General features: G+C 70.8%; 14 protein-coding genes. 7 read left to right on the top strand and 7 right to left on the bottom strand.

The genetic code is table 11. From position 1 onward, the window contains the following. Nucleotides 1-33 precede the first annotated feature (33 nt). The 6 genes from HJG52_RS04170 to HJG52_RS04145 form a co-directional block, all read right to left on the bottom strand. Nucleotides 34-297, bottom strand: a complete 264-nt coding sequence (locus HJG52_RS04170; RefSeq protein ID WP_206069882.1) for a hypothetical protein — start codon at nt 295-297, stop codon at nt 34-36. A 28-nt stretch (nt 298-325) separates the two neighbouring features. Next, complete coding sequence (locus HJG52_RS04165) at nt 326-1,231, bottom strand: carbohydrate ABC transporter permease (protein WP_171242255.1); 906 nt, start codon at nt 1,229-1,231, stop codon at nt 326-328. Between the two features lies 1 nt (nt 1,232). Next, complete coding sequence (locus HJG52_RS04160) at nt 1,233-2,306, bottom strand: carbohydrate ABC transporter permease (protein WP_171242254.1); 1,074 nt, start codon at nt 2,304-2,306, stop codon at nt 1,233-1,235. 151 nt (nt 2,307-2,457) lie between these two features. Continuing rightward, nucleotides 2,458-3,744, bottom strand: a complete 1,287-nt coding sequence (locus HJG52_RS04155; RefSeq protein WP_171242253.1) for an ABC transporter substrate-binding protein — start codon at nt 3,742-3,744, stop codon at nt 2,458-2,460. 283 nt (nt 3,745-4,027) lie between these two features. Beyond that, nucleotides 4,028-6,481 (bottom strand): DNA gyrase/topoisomerase IV subunit A, encoded by a 2,454-nt coding sequence (locus HJG52_RS04150; protein ID WP_171243066.1) that lies wholly within the window; start codon nt 6,479-6,481, stop codon nt 4,028-4,030. Nucleotides 6,482-6,525: 44 nt separating this feature from the next. Next, nucleotides 6,526-7,170 (bottom strand): nitroreductase family protein, encoded by a 645-nt coding sequence (locus tag HJG52_RS04145; protein ID WP_171242252.1) that lies wholly within the window; start codon nt 7,168-7,170, stop codon nt 6,526-6,528. Nucleotides 7,171-7,279: 109 nt separating this feature from the next. On the opposite strand from HJG52_RS04145, the gene HJG52_RS04140 reads away from it, so the two are divergent. The 6 genes from HJG52_RS04140 (at nt 7,280) to HJG52_RS04115 (ending at nt 14,552) form a co-directional block, all read left to right on the top strand. Further along, on the top strand, nt 7,280-7,777 hold the full coding sequence (locus HJG52_RS04140; RefSeq protein WP_171242251.1) for a sigma-70 family RNA polymerase sigma factor: 498 nt from the start codon (nt 7,280-7,282) through the stop codon (nt 7,775-7,777). After that, the gene (locus HJG52_RS04135; RefSeq protein WP_171242250.1) at nt 7,774-9,267 is read left to right on the top strand and encodes a sialidase family protein; all 1,494 of its coding nucleotides are present in this window, start codon (nt 7,774-7,776) and stop codon (nt 9,265-9,267) included. The genes HJG52_RS04140 and HJG52_RS04135 overlap by 4 nt, the downstream gene beginning before the upstream one ends. Before the next feature lie 48 nt (nt 9,268-9,315). Beyond that, nucleotides 9,316-11,979, top strand: a complete 2,664-nt coding sequence (locus tag HJG52_RS04130; RefSeq protein ID WP_171242249.1) for a bifunctional acetate--CoA ligase family protein/GNAT family N-acetyltransferase — start codon at nt 9,316-9,318, stop codon at nt 11,977-11,979. Nucleotides 11,980-12,044: 65 nt separating this feature from the next. Then, nucleotides 12,045-12,650 carry a DUF5998 family protein gene (locus tag HJG52_RS04125; RefSeq protein ID WP_171242248.1) on the top strand — a complete coding sequence of 202 codons (606 nt, stop codon included), beginning with the start codon at nt 12,045-12,047 and terminating at the stop codon, nt 12,648-12,650. 41 nt (nt 12,651-12,691) lie between these two features. Continuing rightward, nucleotides 12,692-13,834: an alkaline phosphatase family protein gene (locus HJG52_RS04120; protein ID WP_171242247.1), complete on the top strand. Its 1,143-nt coding sequence runs from the start codon at nt 12,692-12,694 to the stop codon at nt 13,832-13,834. 43 nt (nt 13,835-13,877) lie between these two features. Next, complete coding sequence (locus tag HJG52_RS04115) at nt 13,878-14,552, top strand: thymidine kinase (RefSeq protein WP_171242246.1); 675 nt, start codon at nt 13,878-13,880, stop codon at nt 14,550-14,552. 23 nt (nt 14,553-14,575) lie between these two features. Here HJG52_RS04115 and sepH read toward each other — a convergent pair whose 3' ends face one another. Further along, nucleotides 14,576-15,781 (bottom strand): septation protein SepH, encoded by a 1,206-nt coding sequence (gene sepH / locus HJG52_RS04110; protein ID WP_171242245.1) that lies wholly within the window; start codon nt 15,779-15,781, stop codon nt 14,576-14,578. 111 nt (nt 15,782-15,892) lie between these two features. Here sepH and HJG52_RS04105 point away from each other — a divergent pair, with 111 nt between their 5' ends. Further along, nucleotides 15,893-16,528, top strand: a complete 636-nt coding sequence (locus tag HJG52_RS04105) for a trimeric intracellular cation channel family protein (RefSeq protein WP_171242244.1) — start codon at nt 15,893-15,895, stop codon at nt 16,526-16,528. The last annotated feature ends 5 nt before the right edge of the window (nt 16,529-16,533 follow it).

The raw sequence follows: 16,533 nt of genomic DNA, 5'->3' as shown, positions 1-16,533 counted from the left end.
CCCCCTTTCGCGCGTGTCCGGTGGTGCTACCTGCTACCTGCTGCCTGCGGTGGTGCTGCGGCTGGCGTTGTTGCGGCGGGCCCGCCAGGTGAGCCAGGTCGCGAGCAGGAGCACGGCGAGCAGGATGGCCGGACCCACCGCCGGCTGGCCGCGCAGCTCGAGCACGACGAGCTGGATGGTGGCGAGGAACGAGAAGGTCCCGAGGATGCCCAGGAGCATGTCGAGGCGTTGTCCGCGGATCTGGGCCCGGCGGCGCGGGTCCTGCGTGGCGCCGCCGGGTGGGCTGAACAGTGGCATGGCTGTTGCCTCGGGCTGGGGGTGAGCCCTAGCCCTTGACACCTCCCGCGGTCAGACCGGAGACGATGGCCCGCTGGAAGATCAGCACCATGATGATGAGCGGGACGGTGACGATGGTGCCCGCCGCCATGACCGCGGTGTAGGGCTCCTGGTGCGGTTGGGCACCGGTGAACTGGGCGATCGCCACCGTGACTGTCTGGGTCTGCTTGGTGGAGAACTGCTGGGCCAGGAGGTACTCGTTCCAACTGGCGATGAAGGCCAGGATCGCCGTGGTGAAGAGCCCAGGTGCAGCCAGCGGCAGCATGATCTTGCGGAACGCCTGGCCCTGGGTCGCGCCGTCGATCCGCGCGGATTCCTCCAATTCCCAGGGCATTTCGGCCAGAAATGCCGTCAGCGTGTAGATCGTCAGCGGCAGGGCGAACGAGATGTTGGGGATGATCAGCGCCTGGTAGTTGGCACCCGTCAACCAGCCGATGTCGCGGAAGAGCTTGAACAGCGGGGTGACGAGCGCGACGCCGGGGAACATCGACGAACCGAGGATGATGCCGAGGACGATGTACTTGCCCGGGAAGTTGAGCCGCGCGAGTGCGTACGACGCGAACACGCCGACGACCATGGCGACGGCGGTGGTGACGATACCGATGATGATCGAGTGCACCAGGGCGGCGCCGAAGTGGTTGCCGCGCTCGGTCGAGAACGCGGTGCGGAAGTTGTCGAGCGTGATGTGCGTCGGCCACGGCGTGGTGTCGAAGGTGAACTGCACGTCGCGGAAAGCCGTGACGACCATCCAGTAGAACGGTGCCAGGCCCCAGATGACGATGAGGGCCAGACCGAGGTACATGCGGATCTTCTGCCCGCGGTCGCTGCGCTGGGTGATCTCCTGCGGAGTGGTCGACCCGGCGCCGGTGGTGGTGGTGCTGGTGGCGGCGCTCATGTCAGGCTCCCGTCGACGTGGCGTTGGCGGCGACCGGGTTGCCGGTCTGGGTGTCTGCGTCCTTCTTGGGCTTCTTGCTCGACGGCGGGCGTTGGATGACGTCGGCACCGCCGAACTTGATGAACAGGAAGGCCACGAATGCGATCAGCAGGAACACGATCGTCGACAGGGCGGAGGCGTTGTTGAACCCGCCCTGGCGGATCTGTTTGATGACCAGCATCGACAGCGAGGTCGTGCCGCCGGCACCACCGGTGAGGATGGCTGGCAGGTCGTAGATGCGCAGGACGTCGAGCGTGCGGAAGAGGACGGCGACCATGAGGGGGGTCTTGACCAGGGGCAGGGTGATCTTGGTGAAGGTCTGCCACTTGCTGGCGCCGTCGATCTGCGAGGCCTCGTAGACGTCGCCGGGGATGAGCTGCAACCCCGCGAGGATGAGCAGTGCCATGAACGGCGTCGTCTTCCAGACGTCGGCGATGACGATGGCGAACTTCGCCGCCCAGGGGTCGCTGGTCCACAGTTGCGGGTTGATGCCGACGACGCCGAGCAGCTTGTTGGCGATTCCGTCGTAGGCGAAGATGAAGTACCAGAGCTTGGCGGTGACAGCGGTGGGGATCGCCCACGGAACGAGGATGGCTGCACGCACGAGGGCGCGGCCCTTGAAGTCGCGGTTCATGATCATGGCGAACCACATGCCGAGGATGACCTCGATGACCACGCTGACGACGGTGAAGAACAGGGTCACCCAGAAGGCGCTGTAGAACTGGTTGCCGAGCGTGCCCGGTGGGCAGGACACGTCGCCGCAGCGCTGGAGGAGCCAGTGGGTGTAGTTGGAGACACCCGCGCTGCCGCCGGCGACGAACATGCCCGTGGCCGGGTCGAGGCCCTCGTCCTTCTCGAAGGAGAGGACCACGGCGTTGATCAGCGGGTAGATGATGATGACCGCGAGGAAGAGCATCGTGGGGGCCACGAGGAGCAGCCCGGCTCGTCCCTGGCCCGCGTTGAGCCCTTTGTCCTTGCGCTGCTTACGCGGGGCGCCGGTCGCCGACGTCTTCGTCGGTTCAGTTACTGCACTCATGCCTGCTCCCTTGCCGGGCGGTCAACCCCGGTCGACGGACCGGGGGCGTGCTGCACGAACGGATGGTGGTGGCTGGCCGGTCCGGTGCGGACGACGTGGCTCCACGTCGTCCGCACCGGACCCCGATGGTCCTGCTGGACCTCGGCTTGGGTCAGTTACCGCCCGAGGCGGCCTGCATGGCGGCCTGCATGTCCTTGACCGCCTGCTGCGGGGTCTTCTGGCCCTGAATGGCGGCGAAGGCGTTGGTCTGGATCGCCTCGGTCACCTTCGGGTAGAAGGGCGTGACGGGGCGGGACACCGCGTTGGCGATGGACTCCTTGAGGACCGGCAGGTACGGGTACTTGGCCACGAGCGCCTGGTCGTCGTAGATCGAGCCGATGACCGGAGCGAGCGAGCCCTTCTCCATGTTGGTCTTCTGCTGCTCCTCGCTGGTGAGGAACTTCAGGAAGTCCAGCGCGGTCGCCTTGTTCTTGGAGAACGCGCTGATCGCGGCCATGTGACCACCGAGGGTGGAGGTACCCGGGCCGTCGACACCGGGAAGCGGGGCGACCTTGAACTTGCCCTTGACCTTCGACGAGGCGTCGGTCGAGGCCAGGTTGTAGACGTACGGCCAGTTGCGCAGGAACAGCAGCTTGCCGTCCTGGAACGCCTGCCGGCTCTGCTCCTCCTGGAAGGTGATCGCCTGCTTGGGGATGTTGCCGTTCTTGTAGTTGTCGGCAAGTGCCTGCAGGCCCTTGGCGGCCTCGGGCGAGTCGACGGTCGGCTTGCCCGCGTCATCGACCACCTTGGCGCCGTAGGCGTTCATCCACTCGGTGGCGTTGCAGGTGAGGCCCTCGTACTTGGCGAACTGGCCCGCAAAGCAGTCCATGCCGTTCTTCTTGGCGATCGAGCACATGCTCCACATCTCGTCGATCGTCTTCGGCGGGGTCTTCACCAGGTCCGAGCGGTAGTAGAGCATCGCGCCATCGGACGAGGTCGGTGCGGCGTACAGCGTGTTGTTGTAGGTCGCGGCCTTGATGGTCGGCTCGAGGAACCCGTCGGTGGGGAGGGCGAACTTGTCCTTGAGCGGCGTCAGCCAGCCCTTGGCGGCGAACTCGGCCGTCCACACCACGTCGACCGAGACGACGTCGTAGGCGTCACTCTTGGCCTGGAAGTTCTGCACGAGGTCGTCGTGCTGCTGGTCGGCCTGGTCGGACTGCTCCTTGACCGTCACCTTCTCGTTGGGGTGGGCGGCGTTCCACTTCTCGGCCATCGGGCCGAGAAGGTTGGAGTTGTCCTTGCCCTGGACGTAGGTGATGGGTCCGCGGGCGTCTGCGCCCTGCGAGGCAGCGCTGTTGCCACCGTCGTCACCGCCACCGCAGCCCGCGGCGACGAGCGCCACGGACACGGCCCCGGCCAACACCCCGAGGGTGCGCCGCTTGGTCAATCGGAGGGCCATGTGCCCGCCTCCATTTCTCGCGTTCGGGCTGAGGCGGACATGCCTCAGCTCTGAGGGGAACCGACCCCATGTAAACGTTTACGCGGTCATCCCGCAATCATCGAATCGGTAACGATTGCGTAAACCGGTCTCGGCTTGCGGGTTCGGGACACGTGTGGTTCCAGGCGGTGAGTGAGCACAAAACGCTCACCTCCGGTCATAACCGATGAGCGTCACCGGTCGCCTCGTTCATCGCACCTTCATCTGGCCCGGCAGCCGGGCGGTGGAGGTGCGAGATCCGCGGTCAGGCCTCGTGTGCGGAGGCGATGCGGGCGATCGCGGTGGACGCCGGTGTACCGGACCCATCGCGCTTGCCGGTGGCCTCGGGCAGCTCGATGGCGACCCCGTTCCCGCCGGCCGCCTTCGCGGGCACCCGCCCGGCCCAGGCCAGGACCAGCGTGTCCTCGCCGCGCAGGAACCGGTGGCAACGCACACCACCGGTGGCGCGCCCCTTGGCGGGGTACTCGGCATACGGCGTCACCTTGAGCGACCCAGGCTCGGTGCCGGGCAGCGCACCCGACGACCCCGAGGAGGTGACGACGACGGCGTCGGCGCCCGCCGGCACCGCCCCGAAGAACACGACCCGTGCGCCCGACCCGAGCTTGATGCCGGCCATGCCGCCCGCCGCGCGACCCTGCGGGCGCACAGCCGCAGCGCCGAAGTGGAGCAGCTGCGCGTCGGAGGTGATGAAGACGAGATCCTCTGTGCCAGAAGACAGTTCGACGGCGCCGACGACCTCGTCGCCATCCTTGAGGGAGATCACCTCGAAGTCGTTGCGGCCGGGGTAGTCGGTCGTCACCCGCTTCACCACGCCCTGGGCGGTGCCCAGGGCGACGCCGGCGGAGTCGGGGGAGACCGAGACGATGGTCAGCGGCTCCTCGCCCGCGGGCAGGTCGACGTATGCCGCGAGCGGTGCGCCACCGGAGAGGTTGGGGGCGTCGTTGGTCGGCGGCAGCGTGGGCAGCTCGAGCGCGCTGAGCCGGATCATCCGGCCGCGCGAGGTGAGCAGCCCGACGTCACCGCGGGCCGTCGTCCGGACGGCCCCGACGATGACGTCGTGCTTGCTGCGGCCACCACCGGACGGCAGGGCGTCGGCCGTCGTCGTCCGTGCCATGAGCCCGGTCGAGGACAGCAGCACCCAGCACGGGTCGTCGGCGACCTCGAGGGGCGACGTCACTGTGGCCGGCACGCCCGCGGACTCGAGCAGCACGGTCCGCCGCGGCGTGCCGTGCTTCTTGGCGACCTCGGCGAGCTCGGTCGAGACCAGCTTGGTCAGCAGCTTCTCGTCGCCGAGGATCGCCTCGAGCTCCTCGATGAGCCGCTCGAGCTCGGTCTTCTCCGACTCCAGCTCGATGCGCGAGAACTTCGTCAGCCGGCGCAGCTGCAGCTCGAGGATGTAGTTGGCCTGCACCTCGGTCAGGTCGAAGACCTCCATCAACCGGGTGCGGGCCATGGCCGAGTCGTCCGAGGACCGGATCAGCTGGATGACCTCGTCGATGTCGAGGATCGCGATGAGCAGACCCTCGACGAGGTGCAGCCGGTCCTTGTTCTTGCCGAGGCGGAACTCGGTGCGCCGCCGCACCACGTCGATCCGGAAGTCGAGGAACACCCGCAGGATGTCCTTGAGCCCCAACGTCCTCGGTTGTCCGTCGACCAGCGCGACGTTGTTGATGGGGAACGAGTCCTCCATCGGTGTCAGCTTGTAGAGCTGCTCGAGCACCGCGTCGGGGTTGAACCCGTTCTTCACCTCGACGACCAGCCGCAGCCCGTGCTTGCGGTCGGTGAGGTCCTTGACGTCGGCGATGCCCTGGAGCTTCTTGGACTGCACCGCGTCCTTGATCTTCTCGATCACCTTCTCCGGGCCCACGAGGTAGGGCAGCTCGGTGACGACGATGCCCTGGCGGCGCGGCGACACCTTCTCGATGCGGGTGGTGGCGCGGGTGCGGAACGACCCCTTGCCGGTGAGGTAGGCGTCACGGATGCCGTCGAGCCCCACGATCCGCCCGCCGAGCGGCAGGTCCGGCCCGGGCACGAACTTCATGAGGTCGTCGAGCGAAGCACTGGGGTGGGCGAGCAGGTGCCGCGCCGCGCCGATGACCTCGACGAGGTTGTGCGGCGCCATGTTCGTCGCGAACCCGACCGCGATGCCGCTGACACCGTTGACGAGCAGGTTGGGGTAGGCCGCCGGCAGGACGTCCGGCTGCATCAGCTGGTCGTCGTAGTTGGGGACGAAGTCGACGGTGTCCTCACCGAGCCCCTCGGTCATGAGGTCGGCGGCGAACGCGGGTCGCGCCTCGGTGTACCGCGAGGCCGCCGGGCCGTCGTCGAGCGAGCCGAAGTTGCCGTGCCCGTCGACGAGCGGCAGCCGCATCGTGAACGGCTGCGCCATCCGCACCAGGGCGTCGTAGATCGCAGTGTCGCCGTGCGGGTGGTACTTGCCCATGACGTCGCCGACGACGCGCGAGGACTTCACGTGGCCGCGGTCGGGCCGCAGCCCCATCTCCCGCATGGAGTAGAGGATGCGCCGCTGCACCGGCTTGAGCCCGTCCCGCGCGTCGGGGAGGGCGCGGGCCTTGATGACCGAGACGGAGTACTCGATGTAGGCGTTGCGCATCTCGTCCGAGACGTCGATGTCGGCGATGCGCTCCTCGAAGTCGCCGTCGTCGGCGGGAGCGGTGGTCTTGCGGGTGCGGGCCATGCGGGTGGTGATCTCCTGTGCCGAAGGGAACACCCCATCCTCGCCTAACCGCCCTGCGGCTCCGACCCCGACGCGCCGCTGACCCCGAAGTGCCCCCAGTGGACCACCTCACGCTCGGGCCGCCGTGGCCGCTTCGCGGCCGAACCCCCGACCCGCTCGCCTGCGTGCCCGAGCGCCACGACCCCGACCAGTCGCCGGTTGGCCGGTATGCCGTGTGCCTCCTTGACGCGCCCGTGCGCCTCCGGGGGCACCCCGAAGAACAGCGCGCCGAGGCCCGCGTCGACCGCCGCGAGGAGCATGTTCTCGGCCGCCATGCCGGTGTCGACGTCCCAGTAGGGGACCGGCCACCGGGCCGGGTCGCGGTCGGTCCAGCCCTTGTCCGGCAAGGCATAGCGGTCGAGGTAGGCGTCGGGGTCGGACAGGCACAGCACCAGCACCGGGGCGGCCGAGACGCCGCGCAGCCAGGCATCCGGCTCGCGGTCCGAGTCGGGGTCCCTCGTCGCTGACCAGAACGCCTTTCGCTCGGCCGCCGAGGTGAGGACGACGAAGTCCCACCCCTGGCTGAAGCCGGCGCTGGGAGCCCGCAACGCGGCATACAGGACGCGGTCCAACGCCTCCGGTGACACGGCGCGCCCGGCGTCGAAACGCCGCACCATCCTGCGGCGTCGCAGCACCTCCCGAAGCTCCACGGGCCCAGCCTGACAGACTGGCCAACCGAGCCGAGGACACCGGCGTCACAAGGGCATGACCACTGTGGCCGCGCCGGCCCTCGCGCCAGGACTCCGGGGAGGTTGGGCTGTGCCTGCGCACGACGCGGTCGACGCCGACTCCGCGCTGCGCGAGATCTACGACGTGCACTACGCACGGCTGGCGGGCTGGGCCAACAAGCTGGTCGGCGACCCTGACCTGGCGCACGACCTGGCGAGCGAGGCGTTCGTCAAGCTCTACCGCGAGTTCGCCAAGGTCGACGACCCGCGGCCGTGGCTCTACACCGTCACCGCCAACCTCGTGCGCGACCACTGGCGCAAGCGCGGTCGTGAGGCGGCGGCATACCAACGTCACGAGGCGGGACGCGACGTCGCGACCCCCGACCTCGACCACGCCACCCGCATCACCGTGAGGGAGGCCGTGGAGGCGCTGCCCGACCGGCTGCGGGTGGTGGTGCTGCTGCACTACTTCGCCGACCTGCCGGTGGCGACCGTGGCCCGTCAACTGGAGAAGTCCGACGGCACGGTCAAGAGAGACCTGTTCGACGCGCGCCAACGCATGGCGCGGATGCTGGGAGAGACCCGATGAACCGCGACCTGTCCGACCTGCCCGGGGCCGGCGACCAACGCGACCCGGTGGACGAGTTCTTCGCCGCGGAGCGGGCCGACGTGCGCGACCTCGCGCCCGCACCCGACCGGTGGGAGGGCATCGTCACCGAGGCGCGCCGACCGGTGCGCCGCCGGTGGCTGCCGTATGCCGGCGCGGCGGCTGCCGCGGTCGTCGTGGGCGCCGTCGCGTGGGGCGGGCTCGTGGACCGCCAGGGTGGCGACGCCGACCGCGACCCGGCGGTCGCGTCGTCGTCACGGCAGACCCGGGCCAGCGTGACGAGTGCGGGTCCGCGACCGACGACGACCCAGAGTGCGCCGACCGCACCCGTCAGCTCGCCGCCGCCCACGGGTGCCACGACCAGTGCGCCGTCGACCCACAAGGGACCGTTGCCGGCACCGGCCACGTTCGGTCTCGTGTCGCTGACCACCGGTGCCGACGGCAAGCTGCGGGCCCTCGGCTCGGCGAACTGCCAGCCGGGCGACCAGCCCTGTGTGTCCGTCGTCGGCTCCGAGGACAACGGCGCCACCTGGACCGCCCGGGCGACGCTCAAGGGCAATGCGCAGGGTATGCCGCGCAAGGTCGCCACCGCGCCCGAGCAGTTCGCCGGGCTGCGGTTCGCCACGGCCGACATCGGCTACGCCTACGGCGGTACCACGATGCGGACCACTGACGGTGGCCGGAGCTTCACCCCGTTCGACGTGGGTGGCGGCATCGTCCTGTCGCTCGAGGCCGGCGGCGGCAAGGTGTGGCTGGTCACGGCGCAGGAGTGCAAGGTCGACACCGACCCGGCGCAGCGCGGGTGCACCGGACTGGAGGTCTGGTCGGCCGGCACGTCGGCCACGCGCGCGACGAAGGTGGCCACGCTGCCGACGCCCGGCCCGGTCGAGACGGCCTGGCTGAGCATGGACGGCGCGGACGCCTACGTCAGCACCAACCCGGCCGACGGCCGGGCCGCCTCGGCCGCCCGGCGGGTCTCCGGCACGGCCACCCAGCTGCCCCGTCCCGCCGGTTGCGCACCCACCGGCGGCGTGTGGGTCTGGGCCACGGCCAACACCCCCGGCGGTCTCGTGGCGGTCTGCCGCGCCGACGGCCAGGCCGACGCGGCATACGCCCTCGCCACCTCAACCGACCACGGCGCCACGTGGACCACGGCGACCCCCGAGCCGGACCTCGGGACGCCCACGGCGGGCGGCATGTGGGTCACCGCGCCCGACCTCAAGCACCTGGTCGCCGTGACGGGAGCGTTGCCGAGCACCGACTCCGGCAGCGACCCGGCGACCCAGCTGCGCTCGAGCACCGACGGCGGCCGCACCTGGACCCAGCCGAAGGGGACCGGTGACAGCGGCGACTGGACCTGGGCCGGTGCCGGTGGCGGCCGTCTCGTCTACGCGGTGCAGGCCGAGGCGGGGCACTACGTGGTGAGCAACGACTCCGGGACGAGCTTTCGCAGCGTGGCCTTCCGGCAGTAGGCCGGTGGGGTCGGTCGTCGTGACCTCGCCTCGTGACATGCTTGCGCCATGACCGCGGTCGACCTCCCGCCCGGGTACCCCAGGCAGTGGGAGGCCGATGTCGTCCTGCGGGACGGGTCGGTCGCCCACATCCGGCCGATCACCCCCGCCGACGCCGAGGCGGTCCACCGGTTCCACGCCGGGCAGTCCGAAGAGTCGATCTACATGCGGTTCTTCGCGCCGCTGCGGCGGCTGAGCGACCGCGACGTTGAGCGGTTCACCAACGTCGACTACACCGACCGGGTGGCTCTCGTGGCCACCGTGCGAGGGCAGATCATCGGCATCGGCCGCTACGACCGCATCACGCCGACCAGCGCCGAGGTCGCGTTCAACATCGCGGACTCCTACCAGGGCAAGGGAATCGGCTCGGTGCTGCTCGAGCACCTCGCCGTCATCGCGTGGGAGTCCGGGGTCGAGGAGTTCACGGCCGAGGTGCTGCCGCAGAACGCCAAGATGATCTCGGTCTTCAGCGAGGCCGGCTACGAGGTCACGCGCCGGTTCGAGGACGGCGTGGTGTCGCTGCGGTTCGACATCCAGCCCACCGAGCGGTCCGAGGCGGTGCGGCTGTCGCGTGAGCACCGCGCCGAGTCGGTCAGCATGCGCTCGGTGCTGTTCCCCGACTCGATCGCGGTCGTGGGGGCCAGCCGGCGCAGCGACTCGATCGGCCACCACATCCTCGCCAACATCCTCGCCGCGGGGTTCACCGGATCGGTGCACGCCGTCAACCGCGAGGCACTCGAGGTGCTGGGCCTGCCGGCGCACACCCGGGTCTCCGAGATCTCCGACCACGTCGACCTGGCCGTCGTCGCGGTGCCGGCGCAAGAGGTGCCCGAGGTCGTCGCCGACTGCGCCGAGGCAGGGGTGCGCACCCTCCTGGTCGTGTCGGCCGGCTTCGCCGAGTCGGGGGAGGAGGGCGCCGAGCTCCAGGCCGACCTGCTCACCACCGCCCGCGAGAACGGCATGCGGGTCCTCGGGCCCAACTCCTTCGGCGTCATCAACACCGACGAGACGGTCAAGCTCAATGCCTCGCTCGCGCCGCAGATGCCACCGCCGGGCCGGCTCGGGTTGTTCGCCCAGAGTGGCGCGCTCGGCATCGCCGTCCTCGCCTCGGCCACCCGCCGCGGCCTCGGCATCTCCGTCTTCGCCTCCGCAGGCAACCGGGTCGACGTCTCGGGCAACGACTTCATGCAGTACTGGATCGACGACGACAACACCGACACGGTCGGCCTCTACCTCGAGTCGATGGGCAACCCGCGCAAGTTCTCCCGCATCGCGCGGCGGCTGGCCACCATCAAGCCGGTCATCGTCGTGAAGTCCGGTGTCTCCACCTACGGCGTCCCACCCGGACACCGCGCCCGCACCAGTCGGGTCCGCCCCGAGGCGTTCGACGCGATGCTGCGCCAGGCCGGTGTCATCCGCGTCGAGAACGTGCACCAGATGTTCGACGTCGCCCAGCTCGTCACCAACCAGCCGCTGCCGGGTGGCAACCGTGTCGCCGTGGTCGGCAACTCCGACGCCCTCGGCGCGCTCACCGCCGAGGCGTGCGTCAGCTGGGGCCTCGAGGTGTCGCACGGGCCGGTGTCGCTGCCCAGCGACGCCAAGGGGGAGGAGTTCGCCCAGGCGCTCGCGACGGCCTTCGCCGACCCCGAGGTCGACAGTGTGCTGACCTGCTTCATCCCGCCCCTGGTGACCCTCGACGAGGACGTCGCCACTGCCGTGCGCGATGCCGCCCTGAAGAGCGAAAAGCCTTGTCTGGCAACGTTCCTCGGCATGCGCGGCGTCGTGGAGCGGCTGTCCGGGCGCACCGACGACGGTCGCGATGAGGTCGTCCCGGCATACTCCATGCCCGAGGACGCCGTGCGCGCCCTCGCCGCCGCGACGAGGTATGCCGAGTGGCGCTCGCGCGACCACGGTGTGCCCGTCCACCCGGCCGGCATCGACCTCGAGGCGGCCGAACGACTGGTCGAGCGGGTGCTGCACGAGGCACCGGACGGCCGACGGCTCACCGAGGACGAGGTGCGCGAGCTGCTCGGTGCCTACGGCATCGACGTGTGGGCCAGTGTCTCGGTCACGTCGGCGGATGAGGCGGTCGCCGCCGCGGACACCCTCGGCTACCCCGTGGTGGTGAAGTCGGTCGCGCCACTGGTGCGGCACTCACCCGGCATGTCCGGCATCCGGGTCGACCTGCGCACGCCCGACCAGCTGCGCGACGCCTACGCCGCCCTCAACGACCGGCTGGCGCCGCTGGCCGCCAACACCTTCGTCGTCCAGCGGATGGCGACCCCGGGCGTCTCGTGCGTGCTGCGCAGCGAGGAGGACCCGCTGTTCGGTCCCGTCGTGTCGTTCAGCATCGCCGGGCCGCCCACCGAGCTGCTCGGCGACATCGGCCACCGCATCCCGCCCCTCACCGACGTCGACGTCTCCGACCTCATCTCCTCGGTCAAGGCGGCACCGATGCTGCACGGCCACCGCGGGGCCGCACCCGTCAACCGGGCCGCGCTCGCCGACCTCGTCGCCCGCGTGTCGGTCCTCGCCGACAACCTGCCCGAGATCGCGCGGCTCACCCTCAACCCCGTCAACGCCCAGCCGGCCGGGGTCGACGTCCTGGGCGCCGAGGTGACGGTCGCACCCGCGCCGCAGCGCAAGGACCAGGGCCGCCGCAGCCTCACCTGACGTCGTGCCCGGGCAGACGTGGGGACGACGCGGCAGGGTCATCGCGGCTAGGGCAAGATGGGCGCATGGGTTCGTCCTTCCCGTCCAGTGCCTCCGCCCCGCTCGCGCCGCTCCCCGGTGAGCTGACCCGTGCGATCGAGCAGGCCGGCTACTACCCGGCCCTCGTCGGCGACGTCGTGCAGGCAGCACTCGCGGGCGAGTCCGTGGTGTCGCACCTCGTCCACCAGGAGACCACCTTCGACCACGACGTGGTCCGCCGGCACATCACCGTGCTGGCACTCACCGGCACCCGCCTGGTCATCGCCCACGCCGACGACCACACGGACGAGCGGCCCGACCACGAGGACACCGCGACGGCGACCACCGAGAGCATCCCGCTGAGCGCAGTGCGGGGCGTGATGCTCACCCACGTGGTCGCCAATCCCCAGAAGTACCAACCCGGTTCGCTCGGTCGCGAGATCACGCTGACCCTCGGCTGGGGTGCGGTGAACCGGGTCGACCTGCTGCCCGCCACCTGCGGAGACCCCGACTGCGACGCCGACCACGGGTACGAAGGCAGCATCAGCTCCGACGACATCTCGCTGCGCATCAGCGCTGCGGCCGAGGGTGAGGCTGCCCTGCAGCAGGCGCTCGGTTTCGCCCGCGAGCTCTCCGCGAGCATCGGGAGCTGAGCAGGTGCACAGTCCGTCCGACACGGCGGTGTCCTGACCCGATGCCGCACGAGGGACTCGTCCCACCGCGTTACGACGACGCGGGACTTGCGGCCGTGCTCCCGTCGGTCGCGGCAAGCCTTGGAGTCGCCGGGTATGCCGGCCGGGCGCCCTTGGAGCTGGCGCCGGCCCGTCGTGCGGTGGTCGTCCTCGTGGACGGGCTGGGTTATGAGCTGATCCGGCGGCGCGGTGGGCACGCGCCGTTCCTGCGTTCGTTGCTGCCCGCGGCCCACCGCCTCACGGCCGGCTTCCCGTCGACGACGGCGACGTCGATGGGCACCTTCGGCACCGGGCTGCCGCCCGGGGCGCACGGCCTCCTCGGGTACGAGGTGCTGGTGCCGGGGGAGGACCGGCTCGTCAACGAGCTGTCGTGGGAGGACGGCCCGGACCCGCTCGCGTGGCAGCCGGAGGCGACCGTCTTCGAGGCCGCGGAACGCGACGGGGTCGCGGTGACGCGCATCGGGCCGGCCTTCTTCGACGGGTCGGGCCTCACGCAGGCGGCGGTGCGCGGTGGCCGGTTCGCCGCGGCCGACGACCTCTCCGGACGGGTCGATGCGACCCTGGCCGCCCTTCGGCGAGACCCGCGCTCGCTCGTCTACCTCTACTGGGGTGACCTCGACAGGGTCGGCCACGTGCACGGCTGCCAGTCGTGGGAGTGGGGTGACGAGCTCGAGGCGATCGACGCCGAGATCGCACGCCTCGTGCGCAGCGTGCCGCCCGACACGGCGGTGCTCGTCACCGCCGACCACGGCATGGTCGACGCACCGCACGCCCTGCGCATCGACCTCGCCCACGACCCCCAGCTGGCCGCCGGGGTGCGGCACGTCGGCGGGGAGCCGCGGGCGTTGCAGCTCTACACCGAGCCGGGGGCCGTCGAGGACGTCGCCGCCACCTGGCAGGGACGGGTGGGGGAGCGGGCCTGGATCCGGCGCCGGGACGAGGCCGTCGCCGAGGGGTGGTTCGGTCCGGTCGCGCCACGCAACACCGAACGCATCGGCGACCTCGTGGTGGCCATGCGCGACAACTTCGCGATCGTCGACTCCCGACGGGCGCGGCCGCAGCTGCTCGCCCTCGTCGGGCTGCACGGCTCGCTCACCGCCGACGAGTCGACGGTGCCGCTGTTCAGCGTGGCACCACGCGTCTGAGTGGTGCCCGGTCCGGCGTCGCCACGCCATAGGGTTACCTCTCGTGGCTGAGCTCGTCTTCTTCTCCGGCACCATGGACTCCGGCAAGTCCACCCTCGCCCTGCAGATGGACCACAACCACCGGGCGAGGGGACGCGGCGGCCTCATCTTCAGCAAGCTCGACCGCGCCGGCGAGGACATGCTCTCCTCCCGGCTCGGCCTCGCGACCCGGGCCCACGAGGTGCACGACGACCTGGACTTCTGGGACACGGTCGTCGAGCACGCGACCTCGGGGCAGCGGGTGGACTACCTCATCTGCGACGAGGCGCAGTTCTACTCCCCGGAGCAGATCGAGCAGCTGGCCCGGCTCGTCGACGAGATGGGCATCGACGTGTTCGCGTTCGGCATCACCGCCGACTTCCGTACCCAGCTCTTCCCGGGGTCACGCCGGCTCATCGAGCTCGCCGACCGTGTGCAGGTGCTGCAGGTCGAGGCTCTGTGCTGGTGCGGGAAGCGCGCGACGCACAACGCCCGGGTCGTCGACGGCGTCATGGTCGTCGAGGGTGAGCAGGTCGTCGTGGGGGACACCCAGGCGGGCACCGAGACGCTGGTGGAGTACGAGGTGCTGTGCCGCCGGCACTTCATGCGCCGGATGAACTCAGCCGCCGCACGGGTCGCATCGCCCTCGCCCGACGTGCTGCCCTTCGACCTCGAGATCTGCCCCGTCCCACCGGCCTGACGCCCTGCGGGCGCGGTGTGCGCTCAGTCGCGGGGCTTGGCGCCGAACATGACGTCGTCCCAGCTGGGCACCCCGGGGCGACCGCTCCTGCGGCGGGCCGGCTTGACGACGGGCTCGTCATCGGCCGGGTCGTCCTCGGCTGCCTCGTCCGCCGCGTCAGCCACCTCGGTGTCATGCGCGTCGGTGGTCTCGGTGGACGCAGGTTCCCCCTCAGCCTCCGGCGCCGCCTCGTGGGCCGGCAGGACGTCGTCGCCAACCGTGGCCTCGGCCTCGGTGTCGGTTTCGGCGATGGCGTCTGGCTGGTCCTCCGGGTGGGTGCCCTTGGCCGACGGCGGTTCGCCGTGCACCTCGGGGTCGTAGGCGAGGTCCTCCAGCGGCAGCGCGTCCTCGCGGGGCGCGGTGTCGACCGGTGTCTGCGCGGGGGAGTTCTTGCGCCGCCGCGGACGCCCACGGTGGGCGGCCCGCTCACGCATGGCCGACATGAGGTCAAGGGGCTGGTCACCTAGTGGTTCGGGTGTCGCGGCCGCGCCCTTCTTCCGGGTGCTGGGCCGCGGGGAGGCCACCCCACCCTCGGCCTCGACGTCGTAGACGGTCGTGGCCCGCGCCGGGCTCGCGACCAGGTGCGGTGCGGGCACGGGGGAGGCGTCGCCGTTCGTGTCGTCCTCGCTCAGCCAGCGCGCCTCGTCGTCGACGGCCGACACCGTCCGGGCCTGGACGTCGAACGCCCACCGGGCCTGGCGTTCCCGGCCGCCGGCGGGGAAGGTCAGCACGACGGTCCAGCCGCCGTTCTCGTCGCGGGCGGAGTCCCAGTCCGCGACGGCGGGGTCGACACCGCGGCCCGACAGGCGCTGGCTGACCCGCGCGGAAAGCGTCGGAGCGGACGCGCCCCCACCACCGCGGCCCCGCAACCGGACGCCACGGGCGAGGCCGGCGACGTACTCGCGCTCGGCAAGGATCGGGCCCTCGTAGCGGGCCACCTTCTCGACGGTCCACCCCGAGCGCTCGGAGACCTCCTCGGTCGACAGGCCGGCTCGGATCAGGGCCTGCACCTCGCGGGGCCGCATGCCGCCGTCGATCTCGATCTGGAGCTGGCCCAACCGGGGTCGGTCACGGCGCACCGCGGCGCGCAGGGGGTCATCGAGCTGGATCCGGAAGCGCTCGCCCTCGGCATCGGCCAGCAACAGGTGCTGTCCGTCCTCGTGCACTCCGACCAGCCGCAGGTCTCGCATTACCTCTCCCAGAATTGCAGGTCAGCCCCGTCGGGCGTCCTGCGCCCGACTCTGCCATCCCCGAGGGCACGGAGAAAGCGACCACGCCGCACGGGTACTTTTGACCCTGCCATGCTCACCCTCGACACCCACCTGCAGCTGGTCCTCGACCTCGTCGGGGTGTTCGCGTTCGCGCTGTCGGGCGGGCTGGTCGCGGTGCGCAAGCGGCTCGACCTCTTCGGGGTGCTGGTCCTGGCCGCGGCCGCCGCGCTCGGCGGCGGTGTCATCCGGGACGTCCTCATCGGCCGGGTGCCGCCGGTGGGCGTCTCCGACTGGCGCCTGCTCAGCTGCGCGCTCGCTGCCGGTCTGGTCACCTTCTTCTTCCACCCGGGTGTCGAGCGGATCGGCCGGTTCGTGCGGGTCCTCGACGCCGCGGGCCTGGCGGTGTTCGCCATCGGCGGCTCGCTCACCTCACTCGGGGAGGGCATGGACGGCGTCACCTCGGTGCTCGTCGGGGTGGTCACCGCCATCGGCGGCGGCATGATCCGCGACGTCCTCGCCGGCCAGGTCCCCGAGGTGCTGCGCCGCGAGATGTACGCGCTGCCCGCGCTGCTCGGCTCGACCCTCGTCGTCCTCGCCCACCACTACGACGTCATCAACCCCGTCGTCGTGTGGGGCTGTGTCCTGCTCGTCTTCGCCGTCCGCATCATCGCGGTCGTGCTCGACCTCAACGCACCCAAGCCACTGCGCACCGGAGCCAACCCATGAGAGCC

Origin of the sequence: Knoellia koreensis (genome assembly GCF_013041615.1) — a bacterium.
Lineage (GTDB): Bacteria > Actinomycetota > Actinomycetes > Actinomycetales > Dermatophilaceae > Pedococcus > Pedococcus koreensis.
This window is presented reverse-complemented; position numbering and strand designations above follow the sequence as displayed.